Below are 16,181 nucleotides of genomic sequence, written 5' to 3' on the forward strand. Positions count from 1 at the left end.
CCGGGGCCCTCTGTCCAGGGCCCCGGCGCTGTCGTTTCTGGTCAGCTGTGGGCGGTGGCCGACCCGAGGAACGCGCCCCAGGCGGCGGGGGACAGGCTGAGGTACGGCGCGTCGTGCGGGCGCTTGGAGTCCCGGACGAGGACGGCGCCGGGGGCGCCGGCGACTTCGACGCAGTCGGGTCCGTCGTTGCTGCTGTAGCTGCTCTTGACCCACACCAGTTGGGAAAGTGCTTCGGTCGGCGGCCGGACGCTGCTCATGTCTCCCCTAGTACCTTCTCGATGAACGTAAGGGACTCCCTCGGTGTGAGAGCCTGCGCTCGGATCATGCCATAGCGCATGTCGAGGATCTGGATCTCGCCGGGGTTTGTGATCAGGCGGCTGACCAGCTGAACTTCGTTGTGGCCGACTGCTGTTCCGTTCCGCAGGCGCATCACCTTCAGCGCGCCGGCGAGCCCCGCATGCTCCTCGACGGCCGTCGGCATGACCTGGATTTCGACGTTGCGTTGGCCACCGACCTGGAGCAGGTGTTCCAGCTGGCGTCGCAACACCATCCTGCCCCCGATGGGCCGCCGGAGTACAGCCTCTTCCTGGACGACGGTCAGCAGCGGCGCGGGCTGTTGGCGAAGAACCTCCTGTCGTGCCATGCGCGCCGAGACAAGGCGGTCGACCTCGCTCTCGGCGTAGGCGGGCCGCCGAAGCGCGTAGAGGGCGCGTGCGTACTCCTCCGTCTGGAGCAGGCCGTGTACGAACGCGTTCTCGTACGCCCCGATCTCGCCGGCCTGCGCCTCAAGCTTCGCCAGATCCCGGACCTTCTTCGGGTAGCGCGCTTTCTCGATGTCCGCCTTCATAGCGGCGATCTTTCCCGACGCCCCGAGGATCTCATCCGCCTTGTCCAGGAATTCGGGGCGGGGAATGCGGGCGCCGCGCTCGATCTTGTAGATCAGTTCCTGGCTGTATCCCATCCGCGTACCGAACTGCGCGCGGTCAAAACCGCCCGCCTCGCGCCACATTCTCAGCTGTCGGCCCACCGCGGCGATCACCGCCCCGGACTCGTCCTCGGGATCGAGCTCCCAGCTCGACTCGTCCGTGCCGTCTGCGCTCAACTTCCACCTCCTCGTGGACCGGCGGTACAGGCCGGGACCGCCGTGGACAGCGGCCGTACACAGCGGCCCGGGCCCTTCTCAGGCTACGCAGGACCGACCACGCTGAGTGACGTGAATCAGGAAATCTCCTTCGCCGTCACCCTTCCCGCGACCCCGCGCGGAGCCCAGCTCGCCCGCAGGCTGGCCGTGGCCCAACTGGCCTCGCACTCGGTTCCGTTCGATGACGCGGCGCAGGTCGTCGCCGAACTTGCGGGCAACGCGGTGACGCACGGCCGCGTACCGGGACGCGGTTTCCGCCTGTCCATGGACCTGCGGCCCGGCCGCACGCTCCGTATCGAGGTGGCCGATACCCGGTGCGAGGCCGCGCCGGCCGTCGCGGCCCAACGCCCCGTGCCGGAGGCGGAGTCCGGCCGGGGGCTGCTGCTGGTGTCCGCGCTCGCCACGCGCTGGGGTACGGAACGGGGGCTGCCGCCACTCAAAACGGTGTGGGCGGAAATCGATCTCTCCGGCGGTATTTCGCCGGATCGAGGAACTCGCGACCCGGCCGGTCGTCCTTCGGTACGGCTCGACGCCTAATGACAAATAACGGGGGGAAATGACCTTACCAACCTCCCCCTACCCCCTCTCACCCGGACGGGTGAAACGGGCCAACCTGGCTGGCGCATATGCCAATTGCCGTGCAAGCTCGGCTCTGACAAACCCCATACATGCGAACGGCCCCCGTACGGGACTGCCATCCCGACCGAGGGCCTCGCCGCAGAGGAAGCACAACCTTCCCCATGGCTGATCGGCAGCTTAGCGCGCCCACGCGCGCCTCGTACGGCATCCGGCACGACAACCGTGTCCTGCGTGACCGGTACGTCAAGATCGGAAACCACCTCGCCCAGCACCGCGAGCTGAGCATCACCGCGATCGGGCTGGCCACGCACATCCAGTCGCTGCCGGCAGGCGCCAAGGTGACGGTCAAGTCCCTGTCCGAGCGCTTCCCCGAAGGCGAGGTGCGCATCGCCGCCGCCCTGCGGGAGCTGGAGGAGCACGGCTACCTGACCCGCTACCGGGAGCGGCTGCCCTCGGGGCAGGTGGTCAGCCACGTCATCTCCTACAACGTCCCGCTGGCCCTGCGCAGGGACGATGGCCCCTCGCCGGAGCCGCCCGCCCCGAAGCGCAAGGCTCCGGAAGACCCGGAAGCGCCGCAAGCACCGGTAGAACCGGTAGAACCGGAAGGGTCGGTGGCGGCTCCGCCGGCCCAGCCCACCCCGGAACCCCCGGCGCCCGCCGCTGTGCCCGCCCTGCCGGAGCCCTCCAGCGCCGCAGGACCCGAACTGCACGCACAGGCAGCGGAGTTGCTGGCACGGCTGCGGCTCCGCGATCCCCGCCTGCTGCTCTCCGAACGGGACGTGGCCCGGCTCGCGCCCGCCGCGGTCGCGTGGTTGGAGCGCGGAGTACGACCTGCCGTGGTCAGCGGCGTACTGTCCGGGGGCCTGCCGCCGGAGCCGATCCGCGCCCCCGCCGCACTGCTGGCACACCGACTGCGAGTACTCCTCCCACCCGCCCTCCGGGCCTCCCCGCCGTCGGGACCGATGCCCCGGGACCGTACGATCCACCCGCTCCGGAACTGCGATGGCTGCGACCGGGCCTTCCGTGCCCCGACCCCGGGCCACTGCGAGGACTGCGCCTCCCGGCCGGCCGCCACAGCAGCCTGAACCACCGGCCCCGGCCCCTCCCACCCGCCTCTGTCCCCAGACTGTCTCCAATGAGCTGTCTGATTGGATTCGGGCATGGGTAACGGCAGCCACCAGGAATCAGGGCTCTCCAAGAGTGTCTGGAGCGATGCGGACTTCGAGGAGATGGGCTGGCACGACGCCACGATCCACGGCCTGTCCGTCCAGCCGACCGAAGACGTCCTGCCGCGTCTTCTCCTTGACCTCGACTACATCGTGCGCTGGGTTCACCCGATCCCGCCCGCAACACACTTTTCGTTCTGGGTCTCCCCGGTGACGCTCGTCTTCGAGGACGTCTTCGACTTCGAGGGCGACCTCGACTTCAAGGTTCGCGCCCTGGACCTGGAGATCGATGGGGTGCACCGGCTGACATCAGACGACGCCCGCCCGAACTTCGCACACGTTCCGCTCTGGCACATCGAAGGCCATGCGTTCGATCTGAAATTCCGTGCCTCCGGCTTCCGCCAGTACTTCCGGCAGGCGCCGAAGGTCGTATCCGGACAGGTGTTGCCGTACGCCGAACGCGGGGGCTGCGCCTTCACCGAGCTCGGTTTCAGCTGACGAGTGCATCGGGCTGGTTCGGGGCTGATGCTCAGGCCGGGCACAGCCGGTCACACTCCGGCCGGCCGGGGGAGCTGGGTCCCTGAGGTTTCAGTCGAGGCAGAACTCGTTGCCCTCGATGTCCTGCATCGTGATGCAGGACTCGTTGATGCCGTCGGCGCGCTGCACCAGTACGCATACGGCGCCGAGCTCCTCCAGCCGTGCGCGCTCTGCGTCGAGTGCGGCGAAGCGCTCTTCCCCCACGAGCCCGGTGCCGGCCCGCACGTCGAGATGCACCCGGTTCTTGACGACCTTCCCTTCGGGAACGCGCTGGAAGAACAGCCGCGGGCCGACGCCCGAGGGGTCGACGCAGGCGAACGCCGAACCCTGGTGCTCGGGCGGCAGCGAGCGGTCGAAGGCGTCCCAGGAGTCGAACCCCTTCGGCGGCGGCGGTACGACGTACCCCAGCACCTCACACCAGAAGCGGGCGACGCGCTCGGGTTCGGCGCAGTCGAAGGTGACCTGGAACTGCTTGATCGATGTCATCGGGCCACCGTAGCAACGGGCCCCGTTGCGGAGTTTCCTTTTTCCGTCCGCCCCGCGACGGCGGCCCACGCCAGGATCGTGCGAACCTCGGCGGCCGGACGATCCCGCTGAGCGGAGAAACCCGGTGGTCCCGGTCTGATGACGCCCATAGCATCCGGCCGTGATCGAAAACTTCGGAATGGCGGGCGACGAGCAGGGCGTGGAACCGGAAAGGGAGCTCTCCTGGCGGGCCGAGTCCGTCGGCCTCGCAGCACTCGACACGGACGACGCCGAGCTCGTGCACAGCTGGCGATCCGACCCCGTGGCCGCCCACCACATCGGCTTCTGGCCGCGCCCGCTCACCGCAACGCGCGAGCGGATCGAGCGCGACATCGAGGACGAAGACCGCGACGACTTCCTCATCCTGCTGCCCGACAGCACCCCGGTCGGACACGTTGCGCTGTGCGGTCAGAACCTGGTCGACGGCACTGCCCGGGTCGAGCTGATGCTCGCCCCGGGGCACCGTGGGCGCGGCCACGGCACCGCCGCCCTGGACGCCGTGGTGGACCTGGCCTTCGGGGAACTCCCGATGTACCGGCTCACGGCAGAGACGCACACCGACAACGACCCCGCCCTCGGCGTCCTCGCCAAGTCGGGCTTCAGCAGGGAAGGGACCAGCCGCGCCGCCTGCCTCCACCGCGGTCGCCGCCACGATCTCGCCGTGTTCATGCTGCTCCGCCCCGAATGGGAAGGTCTGAACCGCCCCCGCGCCTGGGACGCCTGACCGCTGCCGCACCCATGTCAGTGTCCGGCTTCGACGGCGGCCCACGTGAGGATTCCGCGTACGGGGACCGCGTTCGGCGCCGGGGCCCTCTGTCCAGGGCCCCGACGCCTGAGTGCCGTGGTTACGAGACCGCGTGCCGCACCCAGATCTGGGTGGCGGTGCCGGTGCAGACCACCTGGCGGACCTCGCGGCGGCTGCCGGCCGGGTTGGCGCCGTCGTCCAGGCAGAGGCCGGTGGCCACGTTCTTGACCGTTACCTGGCCGCCGCCGAGGTCGACGAGCTCCCAGCGCTGGATCGCCCCGTCGTGGCAGACCTGCTGGGTGACCCGCGAACCGGGGGCGGACCCGTCGGCGCCGATGCACTTGCCGGAGTGGCGGGGCTGCATGCGGGTGGTGGTCGGGTCCGTGGGGGCGAAGTACGTGGCGAACGACTGGTGGTAGCCGGACTTGCAGCTGAACTGCTGCACCGGGACCCCCGGATCGTGGGACGCGCCCTGGATGTCCAGGCACTTGCCGGTGGCGGCGTTGACGTACTTGTGCGCGCCGCCCGGTACGGCCGCCGCGGAGGACGGGCTCGCGGACGCGGAGGACGTGGCCGCGGGGGCCGCCTGGGCGTAGCCGATGCCGCCGGTCAGGACGGCTGTGACGGCCACGGCCACGGCGGCGGAACGCATGCGTAACACGGTCGTACGGGACATGGGGATCTCCCGGGTGCTCGATGACGACAGTGACAGTGAGGAATGGTCGGCATGTGCCGGGGGTCTGTGACGGTGTCCTACCGCGTCCTCCCCGGCGCAGCCATATCCCACCGGAACCCGGGCCCCTCCCACGACGGGGGTACCGGCCATTCCCTGTATGTCGGACACGCCGCGATCGGAATGTCTTGCCCTGGCATCAACAGACCGGTACTGCGCCCCGGTTCCGCCTGCAACCCCAAGATCGGAAACAATTCTGCAATGTCTTGCGCAAGGTCTTGCAACACGCGGGGGTGACCCCTACGGTCCTCACAATCCCCACCTCTCCGCCAGGAGGCCCCCATGCCCCCCATCCCCCCCATGCGCACCATCAGACACCCGCGTCGCACCGCCAGAGTGGTGGCCGCCGCCACCCTCGCCGCCGCGACCCTCACCGCCGGGGCCACGGCGGCCACCCCCGCCGTCGCCGTGCCGCCCGGGGGGAAGGACGTCACCGCCGTCCTCTTCGAGTGGCGGTTCGCCGATGTCGCCCGGGCCTGTACGGAGACCCTCGGGCCCGCCGGGTACGGGTACGTGCAGGTGTCCCCGCCGCAGGAGCACGTCCAGGGTCCGCAGTGGTGGACCTCGTACCAGCCGGTCAGCTACAAGATCGCCGGTCGGCTCGGTGACCGCACCGCCTTCAAGAACATGATCGACGCCTGCCACGCGGCCGGGGTCAAGGTCGTCGCGGACTCCGTCATCAACCACATGGCCGGCCCGGCGGACCCGAACGCCACCCTCACCGGCACCGGCGGGTCCGTCTACCGCAAGTACGACTACCCCGGCACCTACTCCGGCGCCGACATGGACGACTGCCGGGCCGAGATCTCGAACTACCAGGACAAGGGCAACGTCCAGAACTGCGAGCTGGTCAAGCTCGCCGACCTCGACACCGGCGAGGAGCACGTCCGTGCACGGATCGCCGCCTACCTGAACGATCTGCGTTCGCTGGGCGTCGACGGGTTCCGCATCGACGCCGCCAAGCACATGCCCGCCGCCGACCTGGCGAACATCAAGTCCCGGCTGACCGACCCGAACGTCTACTGGAAGCACGAGGCGATATTCGGCGCCGGCGAGGCGGTGGACCCGGCCGAGTACCTCGGCTCCGGCGACGTACAGGAGTTCCGCTACGCCCGCGACCTCAAGCGGGTCTTCCAGAATGAGAACCTCGCCTACCTGAAGAACTTCGGCGAGGGCTGGGGCCACATGCCCTCCGGGAAGTCCGGCGTCTTCGTCGACAACCACGACACCGAGCGCGGCGGCGACACCCTCAACTACAAGAACGGCTCCGCCTACACCCTGGCAAGCGTCTTCATGCTCGCCTGGCCCTACGGCTCCCCGGACGTCCACTCCGGGTACGAGTGGAGTGACAAGGACGCCGGGCCGCCCAACGGGGGCCAGGTGAACGCCTGTTACGCCGACGGGTGGAAGTGTCAGCACGCCTGGCGGGAGATCTCCTCCATGGTCGCCTTCCGGAACACGGCCCGCGGTCAGGGTGTCGTGAACTGGTGGGACAACGGAGCCGACGCCATTGCGTTCGGGCGCGGCACCAAGGCGTATGTGGCCATCAACCACGAGGGCGCCGCGCTGACGCGGACCTTCCAGAGCTCCCTGCCGGCCGGTGACTACTGCGACGTGCAGAGCGGCCGGACGGTCACCGTCAACGGGTCCGGGCAGTTCACCGCGACCGTCGCGCCCGGTACCGCCCTGGCCCTGCACGCCGGTGCCCGCAGCTGTTCCGCCGCTGCCGCCGGTGCCTCCTTCGCCGTGACCGCCACCACCGTCCCCGGCCAGAACGTCCACATCGCCGGCAGCCACTCCGCCCTCGGCAGCTGGAGCCCCGGCGCGGCCCCCAAGCTCGACCCGGCCGCCTACCCGGTCTGGAAGCTCGACGTCGCCCTGCCCGCCGGCACCACGTTCGAGTACAAGTACGTCCGCAAGGACGGGTCCGGCAACGTCACCTGGGAGAGCGGGGCCAACCGCTCCGCCACCGTCCCGGCCAACGGCAAGGTCACCCTGACGGACACCTGGCGCAACTGACCGCCCGCCCCGCCCCCGCCTCTCCGACCAAGGAGCCCCTGCCTTGAAACGCTCCGCAGCAGGCACCGTCGCGGCCACCCTGGCCGTGACCCTCCTGCCCGCCCTGCCCGCCGCCGCGGCGGGACAGCGCCCGCCCGCACCACCCTCGGACGCGAAGCTCGCCTCCCAGCCCGCCCGGCACGACCTCACCCGGGAGCAGTTCTACTTCGTCCTCCCGGACCGGTTCGCCAACGGCGACCCCCGCAACGACCGCGGCGGCCTCACCGGCACCCGGCTGGAGACCGGCCTCGACCCGGCCGACAAGGGCTTCTACCAGGGCGGTGACCTCAAGGGGCTGACCGACCGGCTCGACTACATCAAGGGCCTGGGCACCACCGCGATCTGGCTGGCGCCGATCTTCAAGAACCAGCCGGTGCAGGGCACCGGGGAGAACGCCTCCGCCGGCTACCACGGCTACTGGATCACCGACTTCACCCAGGTCGACCCGCACTTCGGCACCAATGCCGATCTGGAGCGGCTCATCGACAAGGCCCACGCCAAGGGCATGAAGGTCTTCTTCGACGTCATCACCAACCACACCGCGGATGTTGTCGATTATCGGGAGAAGTCCTACTCCTACCTCTCCAAGGGTGCCTTCCCCTACCTGACGAAGGACGGGGTCCCCTTCAACGACTCCGACTACGCCGACCACACAGACGGCAAGCGGCCGTTCCCGAAGACCGACCCGGCAACGGCCTTCCCGCGTACCCCGGTGGTGCCCGAGGCCAAGAAGAACCTCAAGGTCCCCGCCTGGCTCAACGACCCCGCCATGTACCACAACCGGGGCGACTCCACCTTCGCCGGGGAGTCCAGCGACCAGGGCGACTTCGTCGGTCTCGACGACCTGTGGACCGAACGCCCCGAGGTCGTCTCCGGGATGGAGAAGATCTACGAGAAGTGGGTCCGCGAGTTCGATATCGACGGCTTCCGCATCGACACGGTCAAGCACGTCAACACCGAATTCTGGACCCAGTGGGCCACCGCCCTCGACGCCTACGCCGCGAAGCGCGGCCGTCCCGACTTCTTCATGTTCGGCGAGGTCTACTCCGCCGACACCGCCGTGACCTCCCCCTACGTCACCCGCGGCCGGCTCGACGCCACCCTCGACTTCCCGCTCCAGGACGCGATCCGGGCGTACGCCGGCCAGGGCGCCGACGCCGGGCGGCTGGCCCGCGTCCTCGGCGACGACCACCGCTACACGACGGACAAGGCCAACGCCTACGAGCAGGTCACCTTCCTCGGCAACCACGACATGGGCCGCTTCGGCACCTTCCTGAAGCAGGACCGGCCCGGTGCCGGGGAGCAGGAGCTGCTGTCCCGCTACCGGCTCGCCAACGAACTGATGTTCCTCAGCCGCGGCAACCCGGTGATCTACTACGGCGACGAGCAGGGCTTCACCGGTGCCGGCGGGGACAAGGACGCCCGCCAGACCCTCTTCGCCTCGAAGACCGCCGACTACCTCGACGACGACCAGCTCGGCACCGCCCGCACCCACGCGAGCGATGCCTACGATCCGGGACACCCGCTCTACCGGCAGATCAGTGCTCTCTCGCAGCTGACCAAGGCCCACCCGGCCCTCCGTGACGGCGTGCAGACCGAGCGCCTGGCCGAGGGCTCCGTGTACGCCTTCACCCGGGCCGACGCCCGGGCCGACGCCCGTGCCCGTACCGAGTACGCGGTCGCCGTGAACAACTCCGCAGAGCCGGTCACCGTGGACATCCCGGTCGACAGCGCGACCCGGACCGGGTTCCGGACCGTATACGGCGGCCCGGACGCGGGAGTCCGGGTCACCGCCACCGGCAAGGTCCGCGTCACCGTGCCCCCGCTCGGTTCCACCGTGCTCCGCGCGGACCGGCCCCTGCCCGCCCCGGCCGCCGCACCCGCCGTCACCCTGCGGGCCCCGGCCACCGGCGCCACCGGCACCGTCGAGATCACGGCCGAGGTCACCGGCGGCGGCCCCCTGAACCGGGTCGTGTTCGCCGCCCAGACCGGCAACGACGCCTGGCGCGTCCTCGGCTCCGCCGACCACGCCCCCTACAAGGTGACCGACCATGTGACCGCCCCCGCCGGCACCCCGCTGCGCTACAAGGCGGTCGTCATCGACAGCAGGGGCCGCACCGCGAGCACCCTCGCCGCCTCCACCGCCGGCGCCCCGCCCGTGGTCACCCCGCCCACCGCCACCCAGCGCGACTACGCGGTCGTCCACTACAACCGCCCGGACGGCAACTACACCGAATGGCGGCTGTACGCCTGGGGGGACATCGCCGAGGGCGAGCAGCAGCCCTGGCCCGAAGGACACCCCTTCACCGGCCGCGACGCCTACGGCGCCTTCGCGTACGTCCGCCTCAAGCCCGGCGCGAGCTCCGTCGGCTACCTGGTCATCGACAAGGACGGCAACAAGGACGTCGCCGCCGACCGCACCATCGACCTGACCCGCACCGGCGAGATCTGGCTGGACCAGGGCAAGGAGGCCCCCCGGCCGGAACGCCCCGGCTACCCGCCGCAGGACACCACCAAGGCCGTCCTGCACCTGAAGCGCCCCGACGGCGCCTATGACGGCTGGGGCCTGCACACCTGGACCGGGGCCGCGAACCCCACCGACTGGTCCAAGCCGCTGATGCCCGCCCGCTTCGACTCCTACGGAGCGGTCTACGAGGTGCCGCTGGCCCCCGGCGCCACCTCCCTCTCCTACATCCTCCACAAGGGCGACGAGAAGGACCTGCCCTCCGACCAGTCCCTGGACCTGAAGGCCACCGGCCACGAGGCCTGGCTGCTGGCCGGCCGGGAGAAGCACCTCCTCCCGCAGCCCGCCGGATCCGCCGCCGCCCTGGACCTCACCAAGGCCCACGCCGTCTGGATCGACCGGGACACCGTCGCCTGGAACGCCCCGGAGGCCGCCGCCTCCGTCCAGCTGCTGGCCTCCCCGGACGGTGCGGTCACCGTCAAGGACGGCACCCTGACCGGCCCGGCCTCCTGGCTGCGCCTGAACAGGTCCGCGCTCACCCCCGCCCAGCGCCAGAAGTTCCCGCACCTGGCCTCGTACGCCGCCTTCACCGTGGACCCCCGCGACCGCGGCCGGGTCCGCGAGGCCCTGCGCGGACAGCTCGTCGCGAGCGCCCGCACCGCCCAGGGCGCCGTCCTCGCCGCCACCGGAGTCCAGCTCGCCGGTGTCCTCGACGACCTGTACGCCAACCAGGCCGCGCTCGGCCCGGTCTTCGGCAGCACCGGCGTCCGGCTCTCCGTCTGGGCCCCCACCGCCCAGCGGGTCGCCCTCGAACTCGACGGGAAGACCCTGCCGATGCGCCGCGACGACGCCACCGGCGTCTGGTCGGCCCAGGGCCCCCGCTCCTGGGCCGGGAAGAAGTACCGGTACGCCGTCACCGTCTGGGCGCCCAGCACCCAGGCGCTGGTCACCAACCTGGTGACCGACCCCTACTCGACCGCCCTCACCACCGACTCCACCCACAGCCTGGCCGTGAACCTGGCCGACCCGGCTCTCGCCCCCCAGGGCTGGCGGACCCTGCGCAAGCCGGCCGCCACGCCGATGTCCCAGGCCCAGATCCAGGAACTCCACATCCGCGATTTCTCCATCGCGGACCGCACCTCGAAGCACCCCGGCCGGTACCTGGCCTTCACCGACGCCGACTCGGCGGGCATGCGCCACCTGCGCTCCCTGGCCGCCGCCGGCACCTCCTACGTCCACCTGCTGCCGGCCTTCGACATCGGCACCATCCCGGAAAACCCGGCCGACCGCACCGAACCCGCCTGTGACCTGGCCTCCCACGCGCCGGACTCCGAGGAGCAGCAGGCCTGCACGGCCGCCGCCGCGGCCAAGGACGGCTACAACTGGGGCTACGACCCGCTGCACTACACCGTCCCGGAGGGCAGCTACGCCTCCGACCCCAACGGCACCGCCCGCACGGTCGAGTTCCGCCGCATGGTCCAGTCGCTGAACGGCGCCGGCCTGCGCACCGTGATGGACGTGGTCTACAACCACACCGTCGCCGCCGGCCAGTCGGACAAGTCCGTCCTGGACCGCATCGTCCCCGGCTACTACCAGCGCCTGCTCGCCGACGGCACGGTGGCCACCTCCACCTGCTGCGCCAACACCGCACCCGAGAACGCCATGATGGGCCGCCTGGTCGTCGACTCGATCGTCACCTGGGCCAAGGAGTACAAGGTCGACGGATTCCGCTTCGACCTGATGGGCCACCACCCGAAGGCCAACATCCTGGCCGTCCGGCAGGCCCTCGACGCCCTCACCCCCGAAAAGGACGGGGTCGACGGCAAGGCGATCATCCTCTACGGGGAGGGCTGGAACTTCGGCGAGATCGCCGACGACGCCCGCTTCGTGCAGGCCACCCAGAAGAACATGGCGGGCACCGGCATCGCCACCTTCTCCGACCGGGCCCGCGACGCGGCCCGCGGCGGCGGCCCCTTCGACGAGGACCCGGGCGTCCAGGGCTTCGCCTCCGGCCTCTTCACCGCCCCCAACGGCTCACCCGCGAACGGCACCCCGGAACAGCAGCGCGCCCGGCTGCTGCACGCCCAGGACCTGATCAAGGTCGGCCTCTCCGGCAATCTGGCCACCTACCGCTTCACCGACACCACCGGCCGCAGCGTCACCGGCGCGGACGTGGACTACAACGGCTCCCCGGCCGGCTACGCCGCCGCGCCGGGCGACGCCCTCGCCTATGTGGACGCCCACGACAACGAAACCCTGGCGGACGCCCTCACCTTCAAACTCCCGGCGGCCACCGCGCCGGCGGACCGGGCCCGTATGCAGACCCTGGCCCTCGCCGTCTCCACCCTCTCCCAGGGCCCGGCGCTCTCCCAGGCCGGCACCGACCTGCTGCGCTCCAAGTCCCTGGACCGCAACTCCTACGACAGCGGCGACTGGTTCAACGCCATCCACTGGGACTGCCGGGACGGCAACGGCTTCGGCCGCGGCCTCCCGCCGGCCGCCGACAACCGCCCGAAGTGGCCGTACGCCAAGCCGCTGCTGACCGGACCGGCCCCCGGCTGCCCGGAGATCGACGGCACCGCCGCCGGCTACCGGGACCTGCTCCGCATCCGCACCACGGAACCGGCCTTCGCCCTCGGCACGGCCGCCGAGGTGCAGGAGCGGCTGGCCTTCCCGCTCTCCGGGACGGCGGAAACCCCCGGTGTGATCACCATGACCCTGGGCGATCTGGTCGTCGTGTTCAACGCGACCCCGGCCACCCAGCGCCAGCAGCTCCCGGCCGCCGCCGGCACCGGCTACCGGCTGCACCCGGTCCAGGCCGCCGGCTCCGACCCGGTCGTCCGGCAGTCCGGGTACGAGGCGGCCACCGGCACCTTCACCGTCCCGGGCCGCACCGTCTCGGTGTTCACCCGGGCCCAGGCGTCCGGCCAGGGGGCGTCCGGCTAGACGAGCGTCAGCTGATCCAGCCGCTTCTCCAGCAGGATCACCCCGTACACCTGCCCGTCCTTGCCCTCCTTGTGGGGGAACTCCCCGACCACCCGGTAGCCCGCATCCCGGTAGTACGCGAGCAGCCGGGGGTTGGTGGAGACACAGTCCAGCCGCGCCCGCTCCCGCCCGGTCCTGGCGATCCGCCGCTCGGCATGTTCGAGCATGCGGCGTCCGGTCCCGGCGGGGGCGGTTTCGCGTTCCACCATCAGCCGGTGCACATAGCCGGCCACCGGGGGCTGCACGCCCCAGGCCTCCTCGTCGGACCACCACAACTCGTAGGCCCCGGCGACCCGTCCGTCGGCGTCGGCCGCGATCCACACTTCCCCGTCGCGCATCCGGGCGGTGAAATGAGCCGCATCCTTCTCGCCCGGCTTCCACTGGTCGATGCCGCTCGCCCGCATCCACCGGGCGGCGGCGTCGTACAGCGCCACCAGCGTTCCGGCGTCCTTCTCCTCGGCGTGCCGGAACACGATCCCCTCATCAATGATCACGGGGGCATTATCGCCGGGGCTCCGGCACCGCGCCTCCCGGTACCGCGCCTCCCGGAACCAGCCCTCCCAACCGCCCCACCAGCTCGCCGAACGGCCCGTCGGCCGGCTCGTCCGCCAGCATCCGCAGCAGGATCCGGGCCATCTCCCCGTCGTAGGCGGCGCTCACCGCGGCCAGCGCCGCGAAGTCGTGGACCAGCTGGAGTTCCAGCTCCGCCCGCGGAATCCGCTTCCCCTCCAGCCAGATCAGGGCCGTGGACTCGGCGAGCGACACCCAGGACCGCACCACCAACTCCAGCCGGGCCGGCGGCTCCTCGATCCCCAGGTGCGCCAGGATCTGCTCGTACGCGGCCCTGCGCACCTCGTCGATCATGGCGTTGGCCCGGCTGCTGCCGGCCGCCGGCCCGCCCCGCATCAGCGCCGAGAACCCCGGCCCGTGATCGTCGACAAAGGCGAAGAACCGCCCCATCACCCGCAACAGCCGGGCCCCGAGCGGCCCTTCCTGAGGTTCCACGAACCGCGCCGCCAGTTCGTCGGCGGCGCGCCGCAGCGCGGCCTCGTACAGGCTGAGCTTGCCCGGGAAGTAGTGGTACACGAGCGGCCTCGATATCCCGGCCGCCGCGGCGATCTCGTCGATCGACACATCGTCGGGAGAACGGTGGCTGAACAGCTCGAGGGCTACCCCGATCAGCTGTTGCCGCCGCTCTTCGACACCCATCCTGCGTCGCACCCCGGTTGTCATGCCCGCCACCCTAATCCCTCGCCAGGGCAGCGGAACCGGTCCCGCCGGTGGTCGGGTGACCGGTCTCAGAGGTCCAGGACCAGCCGGTCGCCCGCAGCGCGGGAGACACAGAGGAGCATCGAGTCCTCGCGTTCCGTTTCGGTCAGGAGCTCGTCGCGGTGGTCGACCCCGCCCGCCAGGACCCGGTGCCGGCAGGTTCCGCAGAAGCCCTGCTCGCAGGAGTACGGGGTGTTGGGCAGGGCGCGGCGGACCGCGGCCAGGGTGGTTTCCGCGGCGCCCACCTCGATCGTCCGGCCGGTGCGCCGGAGTTCCGCCGTGAAGGGCTGCATCAGGGTGGTGCTCGTGGCCGGGGTGAATCGTTCCGCCATGACCCGTACGCCCTCCGGGACCGCCGAACGGACCGCCTCCACCAGGGATTCCGGCCCGCAGCAGTAGACCGGGGTGGCGGGGTCCGTTGCGGCCAGCGGGGACAGGTCGGGGAGGCCCGACTCGTCCTCCGCAACGACCGTGACCCGGGAGCCGTACGCCGACAGCTCGTCCAGGAACGGCATGGTCGCCCGCGAGCGGCCCCCGTACAGCAGGGTCCAGTCCGCCCCGGCGGCCGTGGCCGCGCGCAGCATCGGCAGGACCGGGGTGATGCCGATGCCGCCCGCGACGAACGCGTACCGTCCGGCGGGCTCCAGGGCGAACCGGTTGCGGGGCGGCCGGACGTCGATTCCCGCACCCTCGGCCAGCTGCGCGTGGGCCTCCCGGGAGCCGCCCCGGCCGTCCTCGACCAGCCGTATCCCGATGGTGTACGCACCCGAGTCCGCGGGGTCCCCGCACAGGCTGTACTGGCGGATCAGCCCCGAGGGCAGCCGGATGTCCACATGCGCGCCCGGGGCCCAGCCGGGGAACTCCGGGGATTCGATCCGCAGCAGCAGCACGCCCTCGGCGGGCTCCGTGCGGGAGACGATCCGGGCCGGTATCCAGCGGCGCGGGGAGTAGCCCGAGACGGGGGTGGCCAGGGCGGGCAGCGGCCACAGCGGGGAGCGGCCGATGCGGGCGCGGACGGCCCGCCTGGCCAGGTAGGTCACGCCCGCCACCGCGGCGGCCTGCACCATCCGGTTCATCGGGCGGCACCGCCGTTCGCACCCGGAGAGCTCGCCAGATAGGCGACCGCCTGGGCCGTGGACCCCTCCTGGGACGGGTGGTAGGTGCGGGCCAGGTAGGTGGGGATGGAGCGCAGCATCGCGGGGGTGGAGGGGAGGGTGCCCTGCCGGCCCGCCCGCACGAACTGACCCAGTGAGGCCCGGCCGTTCGTCAGCGTCGGATCGTTCTCCATGAAGAAGCGGGCGCCGCGCTGCCACAGGAAGACCAGGGCGCCGAAGGCGGTGGCCCAGGTGCGGGCGCGGCGCCGGTAGCTGCCGTCCACGTGCATGAACAGGTCGAAGGCGACGGACCGGTGCTCCACCTCCTCCGCCCCGTGCCACCGGAGCAGGTCCAGCATCATCGGGTCGGCGCCCCGGCGGTCCAGCTCCTCCGCGTTGAGCACCCAGTTGCCGAGAAACGCCGTGTAGTGCTCGATCGCCGCGATCATCGCGACCCGCTCCAGCAGCCACCAGCGCTGGGCCCGGCCCGGCGGCAGGGTGCGGTCGCCGAGCAGCTTCTCGAACAGCCAGTCCACCTGCGCCGTGTACGGGGTGGGGTCCAGGCCCAGCCGCTTCAGGTGGGGCAGCACCTCGTCGTGGGCCGTCGCGTGCATGGCCTCCTGCCCGATGAAACCGACCACGTCCGCCCGCAGCTGCTCGTCCCGGATCAGCGGCAGCACCTGCTTGTAGACGTGGACGAACCACCGCTCGCCCGCCGGGAGGAGGAGATGGAGCACATTGATGGTGTGGGTGGCGAACGGATCGTTCGGCAGCCAGTGGAGGGGGGAGTCCTCCCAGCTGAAGGAGACGTTCCGGGCCCGGAGTTCGATGTGTTCCGACGCCACGGGGGCGGGGGCGAGCGGCGTATTAGACATGGCGTCAATG

14 protein-coding genes are annotated in these 16,181 nt (G+C 71.1%); 6 read left to right on the forward strand and 8 right to left on the reverse strand.

Translation table 11 applies throughout. From position 1 onward, the window contains the following. Positions 1–41: 41 nt before the first annotated feature. Complete coding sequence (locus DEJ50_RS23940; protein WP_150210166.1) at positions 42–257, reverse strand: DUF397 domain-containing protein; 216 nt, start codon at positions 255–257, stop codon at positions 42–44. Beyond that, a complete protein-coding gene (locus DEJ50_RS23945) occupies positions 254–1,102 on the reverse strand; it encodes a helix-turn-helix domain-containing protein (RefSeq protein ID WP_150210167.1) in 849 nt (282 codons plus the stop codon). The genes DEJ50_RS23940 and DEJ50_RS23945 overlap by 4 nt, the downstream gene beginning before the upstream one ends. A gap of 111 nt (positions 1,103–1,213) precedes the next feature. Here DEJ50_RS23945 and DEJ50_RS23950 point away from each other — a divergent pair, with 111 nt between their 5' ends. From DEJ50_RS23950 to DEJ50_RS23960, 3 genes are all read left to right on the forward strand, one after another. Further along, entirely contained in the window at positions 1,214–1,678 is a 465-nt protein-coding gene (locus tag DEJ50_RS23950; RefSeq protein ID WP_150210168.1) for an ATP-binding protein, read from the forward strand. Positions 1,679–1,881: 203 nt separating this feature from the next. Further along, positions 1,882–2,805 (forward strand): helix-turn-helix domain-containing protein, encoded by a 924-nt coding sequence (locus tag DEJ50_RS23955; protein ID WP_150210169.1) that lies wholly within the window; start codon positions 1,882–1,884, stop codon positions 2,803–2,805. Positions 2,806–2,868: 63 nt separating this feature from the next. Next, positions 2,869–3,384 carry a hypothetical protein gene (locus DEJ50_RS23960; protein ID WP_223837888.1) on the forward strand — a complete coding sequence of 172 codons (516 nt, stop codon included), beginning with the start codon at positions 2,869–2,871 and terminating at the stop codon, positions 3,382–3,384. A gap of 90 nt (positions 3,385–3,474) precedes the next feature. Here the strand turns inward: DEJ50_RS23960 and DEJ50_RS23965 are convergent, their stop codons facing one another. After that, positions 3,475–3,909 (reverse strand): VOC family protein, encoded by a 435-nt coding sequence (locus DEJ50_RS23965; protein WP_150210170.1) that lies wholly within the window; start codon positions 3,907–3,909, stop codon positions 3,475–3,477. 160 nt (positions 3,910–4,069) lie between these two features. On the opposite strand from DEJ50_RS23965, the gene DEJ50_RS23970 reads away from it, so the two are divergent. After that, the gene (locus DEJ50_RS23970; protein ID WP_223837889.1) at positions 4,070–4,672 is read left to right on the forward strand and encodes a GNAT family N-acetyltransferase; all 603 of its coding nucleotides are present in this window, start codon (positions 4,070–4,072) and stop codon (positions 4,670–4,672) included. A 121-nt stretch (positions 4,673–4,793) separates the two neighbouring features. On the opposite strand, the gene DEJ50_RS23975 is transcribed toward DEJ50_RS23970, so the two are convergent. Next, positions 4,794–5,345, reverse strand: coding sequence for an RICIN domain-containing protein (locus DEJ50_RS23975; RefSeq protein ID WP_190344665.1), 552 nt, complete (start codon positions 5,343–5,345; stop codon positions 4,794–4,796). Between the two features lie 381 nt (positions 5,346–5,726). Here DEJ50_RS23975 and DEJ50_RS23980 point away from each other — a divergent pair, with 381 nt between their 5' ends. Both DEJ50_RS23980 and pulA read left to right on the forward strand, forming a co-directional pair. Then, positions 5,727–7,445 (forward strand): carbohydrate-binding module family 20 domain-containing protein, encoded by a 1,719-nt coding sequence (locus DEJ50_RS23980; protein WP_150210172.1) that lies wholly within the window; start codon positions 5,727–5,729, stop codon positions 7,443–7,445. Between the two features lie 43 nt (positions 7,446–7,488). After that, positions 7,489–12,894: a pullulanase-type alpha-1,6-glucosidase gene (gene pulA, locus DEJ50_RS23985; RefSeq protein ID WP_150210173.1), complete on the forward strand. Its 5,406-nt coding sequence runs from the start codon at positions 7,489–7,491 to the stop codon at positions 12,892–12,894. Here the strand turns inward: pulA and DEJ50_RS23990 are convergent. From DEJ50_RS23990 to DEJ50_RS24005, 4 genes are all read right to left on the reverse strand, one after another. Continuing rightward, a complete protein-coding gene (locus DEJ50_RS23990) occupies positions 12,891–13,427 on the reverse strand; it encodes a GNAT family N-acetyltransferase (protein WP_150210174.1) in 537 nt (178 codons plus the stop codon). The two genes, pulA and DEJ50_RS23990, sit on opposite strands and share 4 nt — an antisense overlap. A 7-nt stretch (positions 13,428–13,434) precedes the next feature. Further along, positions 13,435–14,166, reverse strand: a complete 732-nt coding sequence (locus DEJ50_RS23995; RefSeq protein WP_150210175.1) for a TetR/AcrR family transcriptional regulator — start codon at positions 14,164–14,166, stop codon at positions 13,435–13,437. 65 nt (positions 14,167–14,231) lie between these two features. Beyond that, the gene (locus DEJ50_RS24000; RefSeq protein WP_150210176.1) at positions 14,232–15,278 is read right to left on the reverse strand and encodes a PDR/VanB family oxidoreductase; all 1,047 of its coding nucleotides are present in this window, start codon (positions 15,276–15,278) and stop codon (positions 14,232–14,234) included. Then, positions 15,275–16,171, reverse strand: coding sequence for a metal-dependent hydrolase (locus DEJ50_RS24005; RefSeq protein WP_150210177.1), 897 nt, complete (start codon positions 16,169–16,171; stop codon positions 15,275–15,277). The genes DEJ50_RS24000 and DEJ50_RS24005 overlap by 4 nt, the downstream gene beginning before the upstream one ends. Positions 16,172–16,181: the final 10 nt, after the last annotated feature.

It is taken from the genome of Streptomyces venezuelae (genome assembly GCF_008642295.1).
Classification (GTDB): Bacteria; Actinomycetota; Actinomycetes; order Streptomycetales; family Streptomycetaceae; genus Streptomyces; species Streptomyces venezuelae_C.

Coding starts and splice junctions, on each gene's coding strand:
- DEJ50_RS23995 (WP_150210175.1), bottom strand. CDS start 14,166: ATGACAACCGGGGTGCGACGCAGGATGGGTGTCGAAGAGCGGCGGCAA.
- DEJ50_RS23980 (WP_150210172.1), top strand. CDS start 5,727: ATGCGCACCATCAGACACCCGCGTCGCACCGCCAGAGTGGTGGCCGCC.
- DEJ50_RS23965 (WP_150210170.1), bottom strand. CDS start 3,909: ATGACATCGATCAAGCAGTTCCAGGTCACCTTCGACTGCGCCGAACCC.
- DEJ50_RS23975 (WP_190344665.1), bottom strand. CDS start 5,345: ATGCGTTCCGCCGCCGTGGCCGTGGCCGTCACAGCCGTCCTGACCGGC.
- DEJ50_RS24000 (WP_150210176.1), bottom strand. CDS start 15,278: ATGAACCGGATGGTGCAGGCCGCCGCGGTGGCGGGCGTGACCTACCTG.
- DEJ50_RS23940 (WP_150210166.1), bottom strand. CDS start 257: ATGAGCAGCGTCCGGCCGCCGACCGAAGCACTTTCCCAACTGGTGTGG.
- DEJ50_RS24005 (WP_150210177.1), bottom strand. CDS start 16,171: ATGTCTAATACGCCGCTCGCCCCCGCCCCCGTGGCGTCGGAACACATC.
- DEJ50_RS23955 (WP_150210169.1), top strand. CDS start 1,882: ATGGCTGATCGGCAGCTTAGCGCGCCCACGCGCGCCTCGTACGGCATC.